The sequence below is a fragment of the Aeromonas enterica genome, assembly GCF_054052465.1.
This window is the reverse complement of sequence record NZ_JBSTYL010000001.1, coordinates 165,825-178,141: the sequence shown is the minus strand read 5'-3', so window position 1 is coordinate 178,141 and position 12,317 is coordinate 165,825. Positions and strand designations below refer to the sequence as shown.

Sequence of the window (12,317 nt, the reverse complement as noted above, 5' to 3'; positions counted from 1 at the left end):
CTTTTCCTGTGACGTCATGACGGGGTTCATTCATCGCCGTTTATAGCATGAAACCGGGCCCTGCCCGACGGGCTCAAGATCCCGCCAGACATGTTTTTAATGCACTAATAGAATAAAAAAGACATTTTTATTCTTTGTTGTTATCCATCACACCCCTTAACCTGACCAAAAATCAGACCATGGAAGACGCGTGTGATGCAATTGAAGGATTCTCTGACCAACCTAGCTCCCCTCTCTGATGAACAACAACGTCAGCTGAACCAGGCGCTCTCGACCCTCAATACCCAGCAACTGGTCTGGGTGAGCGGCTACCTCTACGGTCTCTCCCAATCCGGCAGCCAGCCTGCGGCAGCTAGCGGTGCGCCGGCGACGCCCGGCGGCAGTCTGACCATTCTTTACGGCTCCCAGACCGGCAACGCCAAGGGTGTGGCAAGCTTGATCAAGACGCAGGCCGAGGCCCGCGGCCTGCCGGTGACGCTCACCTCCATGGCGGACTACAAACCCAAGCAGCTCAAGAAAGAGACTCACCTGCTGGTGGTAGTGAGCACTTACGGGGAAGGTGAACCTCCGGAGAGCGCGGTCGATCTGTTCGAGCAGCTCAAGAAGGGCAAGGTCGGCAAGCTGGAGGGGCTCAAGTTTGCCGTACTGGGGCTCGGTGACAGCTCCTACGAATTTTTCTGCCAGACGGCTAAGGACTTTGACAGCCTGCTGACCAAGGCGGGCGCCGATCGGGTGCATGAGCTTGCCAGTCTGGATGTGGACTATCAGGAGGCCGCCAAGGCCTGGGGCGAGCAGGCGGTCAATGCCGTTGCCACTACCCTCTCTGCTGGTCCTGCCGGCAGCAGCGTGGCCAGCGCGGTACAGCAGGCGGTCGGCCACAGCCAGTACAGCAAGGAGAACCCCTTCCCGGCCCGCCTGTCGGTCAATCAGAAGATCACCGGCCGCGATTCCACCAAGGATATCCGCCATGTCGAGATCAGCCTGGAGGCGTCCGGCCTCACCTACCAGCCGGGGGATGCCCTCGGCGTCTGGTTCGACAACGACGCCGATCTGGTGGGCGAAGTGCTGGCCAAGGCCGAGCTCAGCGGTGACGAGGCGACCGCCCACGGCAGCCTGCGCGAGGTGCTCACCCGTAACCTTGAGCTGACCCGGCTGCACGGCGGCTTTATCACCGGGCTTGCCGAGCTCTCTGACAATGCGGCGCTCAAGGATCTGGCAGGTGACAAGGCCCAGGTCAATGCGCTGGTGGCCTCTGCCCAGGTAGTGGATGTCCTGAAACGCTTCCCGACCTCCTTGAGCGCAGAGCAGCTGATCGGCCTGCTGCGCCCGCTCACTCCCCGCCTTTACTCCATCGCCTCCGCCCAGAGCGAAGTGGAAGAGGAGGTCCACCTGACCGTCGGCGTGGTCCGCTACCCGCAGGAAGATGGCACAGTGCGCTCTGGCGCCGCCTCCTCCTATCTGGCGGACAGGCTGGCCGAGGAGGCCGAGGTGCGGGTGTTTGTCGAACATAACGACAACTTCCGCCTGCCGGCGAATCCCGACACCCCCGTCATCATGGTGGGCCCGGGTACCGGCATAGCTCCGTTCCGCGCCTTTATGCAGGAGCGCGAGACTCAAGGGGCCGAGGGCAAGAACTGGCTGTTCTTCGGCAACCCCCACTTCACCCAGGATTTCCTCTATCAGGTGGAGTGGCAGCGTTATGTGAAATCGGGCCTGCTATCGAAAATTTCGCTGGCCTTCAGCCGGGATCAGGCCAACAAGATTTATGTGCAGGACAGGTTGCGTGAAGCGGGCCTGGAGCTCTATCAGTGGCTGGAAGCAGGTGCTCACTTCTATGTGTGTGGTGACGCCAACAAGATGGCCAAGGATGTGCAGGAGGCCCTGCTGGATGTGATTGCCGAACACGGTCACAAGAGCCGTGAGGAAGCAGAAGAGTATTTGAGCGAATTGCGTCGTGCCAAACGTTATCAAAGGGATGTCTATTGATGAGCAAACAACCTCTCTCTCACCAAAAAGCGGGACCGGTCGAAGGGCCGCTGGCCGACAACGAACGTCTGAAACGCGAGAGCGATCATCTGCGTGGCACCATAGCGCAGGATCTGCAGGATCCCCTCACCGGCGGCTTCAACGGCGACAACTTCCAGCTGATCCGTTTTCACGGCATGTATCAGCAGGATGACCGCGACATTCGCCCGGAGCGCACCACCCAGAAGCTGGAGCCGCTGCACAACGTCATGCTGCGCGCCCGCCTGCCGGGCGGCATCATCACCCCGGCCCAGTGGCAGGTGATCGACAAGTTCGCCGAGGAGCACAGCCTCTACGGCAGCATTCGCCTGACCACCCGTCAAACCTTCCAGTTTCACGGGGTATTGAAGCGCGACATCAAGCTGATGCACCAAACCCTCAACAGCACGGGCATAGATTCCATCGCCACCGCCGGTGACGTGAACCGCAACGTGCTCTGCACCAGCAACCCGGTAGAGTCCGAGCTGCATCAGGAGGCCTATGAGTGGGCCAAGCAGATCTCCGAGCACCTGCTGCCCAAGACCCGCGCCTACGTGGAGATCTGGCTGGATGGCGAGAAACTGGGTGGGGACGAGGAGCCGATCCTGGGTTCCAACTACCTGCCGCGTAAATTCAAGACGACCGTGGTGATCCCGCCCCACAACGACATAGACGTGCATGCCAACGATCTCAACTTCGTGGCCATCGCCGAAGGCGGCAAGCTGGTGGGCTTCAACGTGCTGGTGGGCGGTGGTCTGGCCATGACCCACGGCGACACCAGCACCTACCCGCGCAAGGCGAGCGACTTTGGCTTTATTCCGCTCTCCCACGTGCTGGACGTGGCGGCTGCCGTGGTCAGCACCCAGCGCGACTGGGGCAACCGGGTCAACCGCAAGAACGCCAAGACCAAGTACACCCTCGAACGCGTCGGTGTCGAGGCCTTCAAAGCCGAGGTGGAGAGCCGTGCCGGTATCCAGTTTGGCGAGGTGCGCCCCTATGAGCTCACCAGCCGTGGCGATCGCTTCGGCTGGGTCGAGGGGATCGACGGCAAGCACCACCTGACCTTGTTTATCGAGAACGGCCGCCTGCTGGACTTCCCGGGCAAGCCGCTCAAGACCGGCATGCTGGAGATAGCCAAGGTGCATCAGGGGGATTTTCGCCTGACCGCCAACCAGAACCTCATCATCGCCGGCGTACCCGCCAGCGAGAAGGCCCGCATCGAAGCCCTCGCGCGCCAGTATGGCCTGCTGGATGACGGCGTGAGCGAGCAGCGCAAGCAGTCCATGGCCTGTGTGGCTCTGCCCACCTGCCCGCTGGCAATGGCGGAAGCCGAGCGCATGCTGCCCGCCTTTGTCACCGACATCGAGGGCTTGCTCACCAAACACGCGCTGGCGGATGACGCCATCATATTCCGGGTCACCGGCTGCCCCAACGGCTGCGGCCGCGCCATGCTGGCGGAAGTGGGCCTGGTGGGCAAGGCGCCCGGTCGCTACAACCTGCACCTGGGGGGCAACCTGGAGGGGACCCGCATCCCGCGCCTCTATCAGGAGAACATCACGGAGCCGCAGATCCTGGCCGAGCTGGATAGCCTGATCGGCCGCTGGGCCACCGAGCGCGACGGGAGCGAGTGCTTCGGCGATTTCGTGATCCGCGCAGGCATAGTGGCCCCCGTCATCGACTCCGCGAGGGACTTCTATGCAGCCTGATCAGATCGATAGCACGCTGCTCGCACGCACCGCCGACGGCCGGCTCGACCTCGACGCTCTGCAGGCCCTCGGTCGCGAAGAGCAGGTCGAGGCACTCGCCCCCCTCAACCGGGCGCTGGATACCATGAGCGCCCCTGAACGGGTGCGCTGGGCGCTGGCCAACCTGCCGGGGGAGCATGTGCTGTCGTCGAGTTTCGGCATTCAGGCCGCGCTGATGCTGCATCTGGTGAGCCGCGAGCGGGCCGACGTACCCGTGGTGCTGACCGATACCGGTTATCTGTTCCCCGAGACCTACCGCTTCATCGATGAGCTGACCGAGCGCCTCGCGCTGAATCTGAAGATATACAGGGCCGAGTTGTCACCGGCCTGGCAAGAGGCGCGCTTCGGCCTCTTGTGGGAGCAGGGCGTGGAGGGGATCACCCGCTACAACCAGCTCAACAAGGTGGAGCCCATGGACCGCGCCCTGAACGAGCTGGGGGCCCGGACCTGGTTCTCGGGCCTGCGCCGGGAGCAGTCCGGCAGCCGGGGCAAGCTGCCGGTGCTGGCCATCCAGCGCGGCCGCTTCAAGTTCCTGCCGGTGATCGACTGGAGCAACAAGGACGTCTTCTACTACTTCAAGGAGTTCGACCTGCCCTACCACCCGCTGTGGGAGCAGGGCTATCTGTCGGTCGGCGACGTGCACACCACCACCAAATGGGAACCCGGCATGAGCGAGGAACAGACCCGCTTCTTCGGCCTCAAGCGCGAATGCGGCCTGCACGAGGAGAGTGGCGAGCACGACGGCTCCGGCATATAACCCGTTGGCAAATCAGTATGCTGACAATAAAAAATGCCCGGCAATCTGGCGGGCATTTCTATCAAACATATCCAGTCAGAGAGTTCACTACGTAGCCACATGATCTGCTTGTTGTTACTGCGCAGCTCTCGCCTTGGCCAACCAGTCGTTGACCAGCGTCTCATGCCCCTTGATCCAGGCATCTGCATGGCGCTCAATATCTTCGGGCTTGTTCTGCCCCTGTTTCATCAAACCATTTTGAACGTTGATGTCATTGATCGGCAGCTTCATTTCGGCAAACAGCTTGGCAGCTGAGGGGTTAGCCTCTGCAAATGCCTTGTTGGCAACTATGTGTATGGTATTCATCTCAAAACCATAGTTTTTGCCATTCGCCAATTTGGTGTCACCCTTACGCCCCCCCGGCAAAGCGGTATAAGGTACTTCCAGCCATATGACATCTTTGCCCGGCACCAGTTCACTACTCAGCCAGTAAGGGGTCCAAGTGTAGTAGAGCACCGGCTTGTTTCCCTTGTAGCGGGTAATGGCATCGGCGATGAGAGCCGCATAATTCCCCTGCAGATGGGCTACCGTCTGTTCCAGACCATAAGTCTTGAGCTGATAATTGATTACCATCTCGCAACCCCAGCCCGGATTGCAGCCAACCAAGTCGGCTTTGCCATCACCATCACTGTCAAACAGTGCCGCCAGCTTGGGATCCTTCAACTGGGCAATATTGGTGATGCCGTATTTGTCGGCGGTGCTCTTGTCGATGAGATAGCCTTGAACCGCCCCGGTCACATAGGTACCTTTGCGATAGAATTTGGCATCGCCTCCGGCCTTCTCATACTTTTCCGTATGAAGCGGTTCCCAGTTAAAAGTGAGAAATGTTGCATCGCCGATGGCGACCGAGGCATAGCCCACATTGTAATCCGCTTCCTTGGCTAGTTTAACGTCATAGCCGAGTGCCGCCAGCAACTTGCTCACCAGCAGAGTCTGAAACGCCTCCTCCGGCAAGTTGCTCTGAATGGGTTGAACTGGCACGGCAGCCACGGCTGCCGTGCTCAGCAACAGGGCGCCCAACATCCATCCCTTGATGATGATCTTCATACTTGTTCTCCTTTGGTGTGAGTCCTGTGGCACCGTTCGAACAAAGTGAGCAACAAGGCGATCGGGCCACGCTGATACCAGCGTCCAGCATGTCCTGATCTGGAGTGGCCCATCGCCTGGGTCATACGATCCAGCACGATGGCAAGAAGGACGATGCCAACCCCCCCCACAGAAGCCATCCCCATGTCGAGACGACCGATGCCACGCAATACCATCTGGCCAAGCCCCCCCACTGCGATCATGGAGGCTATCACCACCATGGAGAGGGAAAGCATCAGTGACTGATTGACCCCGGCCATGATGGTGGGCATGGCGAGCGGTAGTTGTACCTTGAACAACAGCTGGGAAGGGCTGGCACCGAATGAATTGCCGGCCTCGATAAGATCCTCAGGCACCTGACGAATACCAAGAATGGTCAGCCTGATCATGGGGGGCAACGCGAATATGATGGTTACCACCACCCCAGGTACGTTGCCGATGCCAAACAGCATGACGATGGGAATGAGATAGACGAAAGCCGGGGTGGTCTGCATGGCGTCCAGCAATGGCTGGGTCCAAGTGGTGGCCTTCTCGCTGCGAGCCAGCAGAATGCCCGCTGGCAAGCCGATCAGGATACAGAAGACGAGTGATGTCAGTACCAGCGACAAGGTCACCATGGCGTCGGACCAAACCCCGATGAGACCGACCCCGACAAGAGAAGCCAACATGCCCAGCGCCATGCGCCCACTGACCAGTTGCCAGGCAATCAGGGTCAGCAAACCCACCATGATGATGGAAGGAATGCTCTGAAGCGTTCGAGTCAGCGCGTTGAGCGTCACTTCGACCGGAGCCCTGATGACCTGGAACAGGGGTCTGAAATTGCTAACCAGCATACCTATGCCCTGTTCGACCCAGCGATCGAGTGGCACCCAAGTCTGCTGGAAAGGCTCCAGTGGATCGAACGCCAGTTCTTCCGTTTTCGCGGTTATCTCGGCCTGCCAATCACTGCTGGCCACCGCCGGTTCGGTTGTGCTGGCCCAAGGATCGGCGGCCTTATCCGTTACCTCACTGCTATTCCCAGCATTGGCAGTCACCTCTTCAGCCCAAACCGGGTGAGTCCCCAGCAACAGGAGCGCCAGGCAGAGGGAGATAAATGGCTTCATGCCGAGCTACTCCTGTTCAGTGTATTGAGCAGATTTGCCTTTGATATAAGGCCCAGGTAGGTACCATCCTCCTCAACAACGGGTACATGGCAGGGGGCTGCAGCTACTTCACTGATCAGTTCATGAAGCGGAGTATCTGCCAATAGAGGGGTCACCTCATCCAACAAGGCCTGCTCCAAGCTCCCCTTGCCACGCACCGCTTGGCTCAGCGACTCCACCGAGACTACCCCGATGAAGCGCCGGCGACGATCCACCACGTAGCCAAACTCACGCTCCTGCTCCTTGAGCTGACGCAGGGCATTGCCCGGCCCGTCCATAGCATTCTTCTTGATAAGCGGCATCTGCTTGCGACTGACGATATCGCGGGCGCTGAACACGTTGGCCAGATCCACGCCACGAAAGAAGGCGCGTACATAGTCGTTGGCCGGCTGGTTCAGGATCTCGTCCGGAGTGCCCACTTGCACCACCTGACCATCCTGCATGATGGCGATGCGATCGCCGATGCGCATCGCCTCGTCCAGATCGTGGGAAATAAAGACGATCGTACGTTGATGGCTGGCCTGCAGCTTGAGCAACTCGTCCTGCATCTCGGTACGGATCAATGGATCCAGCGCTGAAAAAGCCTCATCCATCAGCAGGATATCGGGATCGTTTGCCAGTGCCCGAGCCAGGCCGACCCGCTGCTTCATACCACCGGAGAGGGCATCGGGAAAGACATCCATCCACTCACCCAACCCTACCTGATTGAGTGCCTGACGGGCACTGTGCTGGCGATCTGCCAGCGGTACGCCGGCCAGCTCCAGGCCGAAAGCCGTATTTTCCAGTACGGTCAGATGAGGCATCAGAGCGAAGGATTGAAACACCATGCTGATCTTCTTGCGCCGCACCTGGCGCAATTCGCTGTCCGAGATGGCTGCGATGTCCTCACCGTCAATCAACACCTGACCACGGGTCGGCTCGATCAGCCGGTTGAAGAGCCGTACCAGGGTGGATTTACCCGAACCAGACAACCCCATCACCACGAAGACTTCCCCCTCGTAGATGGTCAGGTCAACGCCCTGCACACCCAAGGTCTGTCCGGTTTTTTGCATGATGCTGGCGCGGTCATGCCCTTTCGCCAGCAATCTGAACGCCTTTTCCGGCTGTTCTCCAAAGATTTTATAGAGTGATCTGACTTCGAGTTTGACTGTCATGCTGTCGTTTTTTCATGGTCGACATCTAGGTGCTTAGCCTGCCGAACGCGAACCAATTACTTATAACACTAAGCAATAAAATCACAAAAAAGAAGAACCAAAAGAATCCTAATAAAAAAACATTATAATAAACAAATGATTAATAATGTGTTTTTAAATGCAGCAATGACAATACCAACAGCGCAAATAGTTAACGAAATTAATTAATTTTTATTTTTAAACAAGCAGATACGAAAGGCAGTAGTACTGCTGGCAAACAGAACGCTATTCACAGGAAAGAAGGGAGGCAAGAGAGTGCATCGACGTCATACACATGGGGCGAAAAACAGGAAAAATGGCAGAAAGGATATCTGGTCACGGTAAGACTTTGCATAAATAAGCCCCTTGTGCAGTACAAGGGGCCTTTCACTTGTCACCAATATTCCGTGCCCGTCAGCGCCGCTGCCAGGTTTCGAAACAGTAGGAGTGGGGATTCTTCTCATCGGGCTGATGGGGTTCGCGCTCAACGCATTGCCACTCCCCCTCCTCGAAAGCAGGGAAGCGGGTATCCCCCGTCACCGCCAGATCGATTCGGGTCAGATAGAGGTTGTCGGCCTGTGGCAGCAACTGGCCATAGAGATGACCACCACCGATCACCATCAGCTCGTCTACCGTCTGACCGTCGGCCAGCAGCGCCAGCGCGGCCTCGACCGAATCGACCACCTCCACGCCGTCAGCCTGGTAATCGGGGTTGCGGCTGATCACCAGATTGCGCCGCCCTGGCAGCGGCCGACCTATGGATTCGAAGGTCTTGCGTCCCATCAACACCGGTTTGCCCAGGGTCACCCGCTTGAAGTGGGCCAGATCCGCCGGCAGGTGCCAGGGCATCTGGTTATCCAGGCCTATCACCCTGTCGTGGGCCATGGCGGCAATCATGGAAATCTTCATGGGGTCAGCCTCTCACACCGTCTGTCAAATAATGGGCCGGTTACGGTACACGACCAGGGAGGGGATCGCCAAACCGAAACTGAGGGCCCCGACGATGAACAGTGCCTTGAGGCCGTTCTCCAGCGCACTCTGGATAAGGTCCATGGTCACCCCGGAGATGTTGAGCTCCACCACGGCGATCATCGCCTTGAACGCATAGCTGCCCGGGATCATGGGTATGATGGAGGCAACACTGAACACGGGACGCGGCGCCAGCAGCCGACGGGACCAGTAGACACAGACAAAACCGACCGTAGTCGCCGCCGCCAGGGTGGCCCACTCGATGGGCATGCCGTAGTGAATGAGCAGAGTGCGCAGGCTGTGAGCCAGGGCGCCGCCCATGGCACAGTACTTCAACATGCGTGGCGGCACGTTGAACAGCATGGCAAACCCCACCGCCGGAATGGAAGACCAGAACGCATCCTTGGCCAGCAGCCAGACAAGATCCATCATACCTTCCACTCCCAAATCCCGGTCACCGACATGGCCAGAATGATGCCGGTATTGATCCGCGTGCTGATGGTGAGCAGGGCAACCCCGTTCCCGTTGGCCGATACAGAGTCGACAGCCTTCATACTTTCCACCCCCAGATACCAGTGACCGACATGGCGAGAATGATACCGATGGCGGCACTGATAGTAAGCAGGGTCGCCGTGCCCCAGCGTGCCAGCCCCATGTTGAAGTAACCCTTCACCATGTCGGAAACCGCGTTGATCAGCGGAAAGCCGGGCACCAGCAACAATACACTGGCCGCCATGGCGAGATAGGGCTGAGCCCCCCAGTTGAAGAAGGTGGCACTGGAGGAAAGCAGGGTGGCAATGAACCCGGTCGCGGCAAAGTTGATGAGAGGGCTGTGGTGATGACGGGCGATCAGCTGGCGCACCCGCATCGCGACCGAGGCCGAGAGACAGGTCACCAGGAAGATGGGCCAGTCGCCGCCGAACAACAGGCTGAAAGCGCCGCAGGAGAGCCCCACCATGGGCACCACCAGCCAGGGGTGGTAATGAAACGGCACTATGCCGTCGAGTCGCTGACGCACCTCGCGCGCACCGATCAGCTCCTTCTCTGCCATGATGCAGATACGCTGGATCTCGCACACCACCTGCATGTTGATGCCGTGCTCCCGCACCCGGCGGGTAGTGGTGACGCAACTGCCCTGATAGAGGCTGGTGAGCACGATGGCGCTGGAGGAGATGGCCATCTCGACGCTCTCCAGCCCCAGCGCCATGCCAAGCCGGACCGTGGTCTGCTCTATGATGCGACTCTCGGCCCCGAACTGGGCCAGCATCTGGCCCACCTTGACGATGATCCGGGTGATCTCTGTCTGCTGCTCCCGCGACAGCACCCGTCTTGGTGTGATACTTCTCATAATCCCTTCGAGTCGTAGCAAAATTAAAGTATCGCCATATTAGCCTAACTGTCGGCGCCATACATCCACGCCGATCACGGCAATAATCAATTTTTAATAAAACAGCGAACGCCACGAAAATACATCAAATGGATTACAAATCACTCCAGATAAATTAACGTCAGCAAGCGGAGCTCACCCGATGACAAATATATAATGTTGGATAATATCCAGCCATGTTAGCAAGGGGATATTTATTTCTTCTTGCGATAATAATCGAAGAAAGAAACTACATTATTTTCTCTGTAGACGGGGGCCTGGTCAGAATAGAGATTGGCATTGAGCTGGATCATCTCACTGCGCATGGAATAAAAGGAGTCGTGCATCATGGTCGCAATACGAATGCAGCTATCCATATTGTTCTTGGCCAATTGACGCTGACAGTCGATACGAAACTGCAGACCGCGCAATCGCTGCCGCTGCTCCGGACTGACCCGGTCGATCAACCCCTCTATTTGCTGGCGAAGCAACTCGTCGAGTCGCTCTGGCTCCGCCACCGCCAGTCTTCTCAAGGTATCAAAATCAGGCAACTCCATATGCCCTCCTGCGGCCAGCCGCTGCATGGTGATACTCAAACAACAACAATTGGTTCATATTTTCACCAATCGCATAAGAAGTTATATAAGCCGAACCTTGCCGCGGTTCAATCCATGGGGTCCGCTTTCCCGTCCGCCTGCGCCAAAAGATGACAGCACAGAGGGAGCCACTTTCAATTATTCGTTATGGATCAACTGATTATTCCTGAATATTGGCGGCACTTTCGTTTATACATTTTTGGCGTGGCAATCATGTGATGTTATGTCTTATTGAAAGGACGCAGCCGCCATGGATTTTCATTCGGCACTTCCCCTTGTCCCAGCCCTCTTCGCTGCCTGACCTCGTTTAACATATCTCACTGATTATGTTATTTTATTTGCCACTTATTCTAGGCAACCAAGAGCAGACAATGAGCAAGGCAAGAATCGGTATCGTCACCGTCAGCGATCGCGCCAGTGCAGGCATCTACGAAGATCTCTCCGGCAAGGCCATCATAGAGACCCTGGGGGCCTATCTGACCTCGGAGTGGGAACCCGTCTATCAGGTGATCCCGGATGAACAGGATCAAATTGAGACCACCCTTATCCGGCTGGCGGACCAGGAGCAGTGCTGCCTCATCGTCACTACGGGCGGCACAGGCCCAGCCAAGCGGGATGTGACCCCGGAGGCCACGGAGGCGGTGTGCGATCGCATGATGCCGGGCTTTGGCGAGCTGATGCGGGCCGAATCCCTCAAGTTCGTGCCGACCGCCATTCTGTCGCGCCAGACCGCCGGCCTGCGCGGCAGTTCGCTCATCGTCAACCTGCCGGGCAAGCCCAAGTCCATCCGCGAGTGCCTGGATGCGGTCTTCCCTGCCATCCCCTACTGCATCGATCTGATGGAAGGGCCCTATCTCGCATGCGACGAAGCCGTCATCAAGCCGTTTCGCCCCAAGAAATAAACCTAAAAGTGGACGGGGTGACCCCCGTCCACTTCCTAATTTGCAGCCGTTTATTTGCGGCCGTATACCTTGACCCCGGCCTTGCTCCCTTCCGAATTGCCATAGACCTCGATCCGCTTGATGCAAAGCCGGCTGCCGAGGGATTTCCAGCCGGACTCCTGATCCTCTTTCAGATCCTTGTCGAAATTGAGGGTCTTGCTGCGATCATTGCCATAAAACACCTTGACCCTGTCGAGGGTCAATTCCCGCCCCGCCTTGACCATGATGGACTTGGCCGGTCGGCAAACGATGATGGGAATAATGGCCGGATGGTCACCGACGCCGAGCAGCATGGTTTTGCCCAGCCGAAATTCATCATCGGCCATGGCCGTTGCGGGCAGCGCCAATAAAAGGGTGGACAGCAAGAGTGCATTGAAACCGCAGCGCAGGTGGGGTTTAGCAGAGAAAACAACAGATGAAACAGACATTATGCCTCCCGAAAAATGGGAGGCATAATAATTCATCAAGGCTAAACCCAGGCTGTACCGGCGCCCTGCCCG

Annotated in this window: 13 protein-coding genes; 4 read left to right on the top strand and 9 right to left on the bottom strand. The window is 58.0% G+C overall.

The genetic code is table 11. The features are described 5' to 3' along the window. Positions 1–195 precede the first annotated feature (195 nt). From ACW5XD_RS00930 to ACW5XD_RS00920, 3 genes are read left to right on the top strand one after another with little or no spacing between them, the layout of a single operon-like run. The gene (locus ACW5XD_RS00930) at positions 196–1,986 is read left to right on the top strand and encodes an assimilatory sulfite reductase (NADPH) flavoprotein subunit (protein ID WP_456493218.1); all 1,791 of its coding nucleotides are present in this window, start codon (positions 196–198) and stop codon (positions 1,984–1,986) included. Continuing rightward, positions 1,986–3,710 (top strand): assimilatory sulfite reductase (NADPH) hemoprotein subunit, encoded by a 1,725-nt coding sequence (gene cysI, locus ACW5XD_RS00925; RefSeq protein WP_456493217.1) that lies wholly within the window; start codon positions 1,986–1,988, stop codon positions 3,708–3,710. Before ACW5XD_RS00930 ends, cysI begins: the two co-directional genes overlap by 1 nt. After that, on the top strand, positions 3,700–4,506 hold the full coding sequence (locus ACW5XD_RS00920) for a phosphoadenylyl-sulfate reductase (RefSeq protein WP_456493216.1): 807 nt from the start codon (positions 3,700–3,702) through the stop codon (positions 4,504–4,506). The genes cysI and ACW5XD_RS00920 overlap by 11 nt, the downstream gene beginning before the upstream one ends. 114 nt (positions 4,507–4,620) lie before the next feature. On the opposite strand, the gene proX is transcribed toward ACW5XD_RS00920, so the two are convergent. The 8 genes from proX to ACW5XD_RS00880 form a co-directional block, all read right to left on the bottom strand. Further along, the gene (proX, locus tag ACW5XD_RS00915; protein ID WP_456493215.1) at positions 4,621–5,592 is read right to left on the bottom strand and encodes a glycine betaine/L-proline ABC transporter substrate-binding protein ProX; all 972 of its coding nucleotides are present in this window, start codon (positions 5,590–5,592) and stop codon (positions 4,621–4,623) included. After that, positions 5,589–6,734, bottom strand: a complete 1,146-nt coding sequence (gene proW, locus ACW5XD_RS00910; RefSeq protein WP_456493214.1) for a glycine betaine/L-proline ABC transporter permease ProW — start codon at positions 6,732–6,734, stop codon at positions 5,589–5,591. Before proW ends, proX begins: the two co-directional genes overlap by 4 nt. Then, complete coding sequence (gene proV / locus ACW5XD_RS00905) at positions 6,731–7,927, bottom strand: glycine betaine/L-proline ABC transporter ATP-binding protein ProV (RefSeq protein ID WP_456493213.1); 1,197 nt, start codon at positions 7,925–7,927, stop codon at positions 6,731–6,733. The genes proW and proV overlap by 4 nt, the downstream gene beginning before the upstream one ends. A 432-nt stretch (positions 7,928–8,359) precedes the next feature. Further along, the gene (gene folA, locus ACW5XD_RS00900) at positions 8,360–8,854 is read right to left on the bottom strand and encodes a type 3 dihydrofolate reductase (protein WP_456493212.1); all 495 of its coding nucleotides are present in this window, start codon (positions 8,852–8,854) and stop codon (positions 8,360–8,362) included. 24 nt (positions 8,855–8,878) lie between these two features. Further along, positions 8,879–9,346 (bottom strand): threonine/serine exporter family protein, encoded by a 468-nt coding sequence (locus ACW5XD_RS00895; protein ID WP_456493211.1) that lies wholly within the window; start codon positions 9,344–9,346, stop codon positions 8,879–8,881. Continuing rightward, positions 9,343–9,468 (bottom strand): hypothetical protein, encoded by a 126-nt coding sequence (locus ACW5XD_RS00890; RefSeq protein ID WP_456493210.1) that lies wholly within the window; start codon positions 9,466–9,468, stop codon positions 9,343–9,345. The genes ACW5XD_RS00895 and ACW5XD_RS00890 overlap by 4 nt, the downstream gene beginning before the upstream one ends. Beyond that, positions 9,465–10,262, bottom strand: coding sequence for a threonine/serine exporter family protein (locus tag ACW5XD_RS00885; protein ID WP_456493209.1), 798 nt, complete (start codon positions 10,260–10,262; stop codon positions 9,465–9,467). Before ACW5XD_RS00885 ends, ACW5XD_RS00890 begins: the two co-directional genes overlap by 4 nt. 233 nt (positions 10,263–10,495) lie before the next feature. Continuing rightward, positions 10,496–10,837 carry a DUF3135 domain-containing protein gene (locus ACW5XD_RS00880; RefSeq protein ID WP_456493208.1) on the bottom strand — a complete coding sequence of 114 codons (342 nt, stop codon included), beginning with the start codon at positions 10,835–10,837 and terminating at the stop codon, positions 10,496–10,498. A 410-nt stretch (positions 10,838–11,247) separates the two neighbouring features. On the opposite strand from ACW5XD_RS00880, the gene mog reads away from it, so the two are divergent. Then, complete coding sequence (mog, locus tag ACW5XD_RS00875) at positions 11,248–11,778, top strand: molybdopterin adenylyltransferase (RefSeq protein ID WP_456493207.1); 531 nt, start codon at positions 11,248–11,250, stop codon at positions 11,776–11,778. 50 nt (positions 11,779–11,828) lie between these two features. Here mog and ACW5XD_RS00870 read toward each other — a convergent pair whose 3' ends face one another. After that, entirely contained in the window at positions 11,829–12,143 is a 315-nt protein-coding gene (locus tag ACW5XD_RS00870) for a DUF2541 family protein (protein ID WP_456493422.1), read from the bottom strand. Between the last annotated feature and the right edge of the window lie 174 nt (positions 12,144–12,317).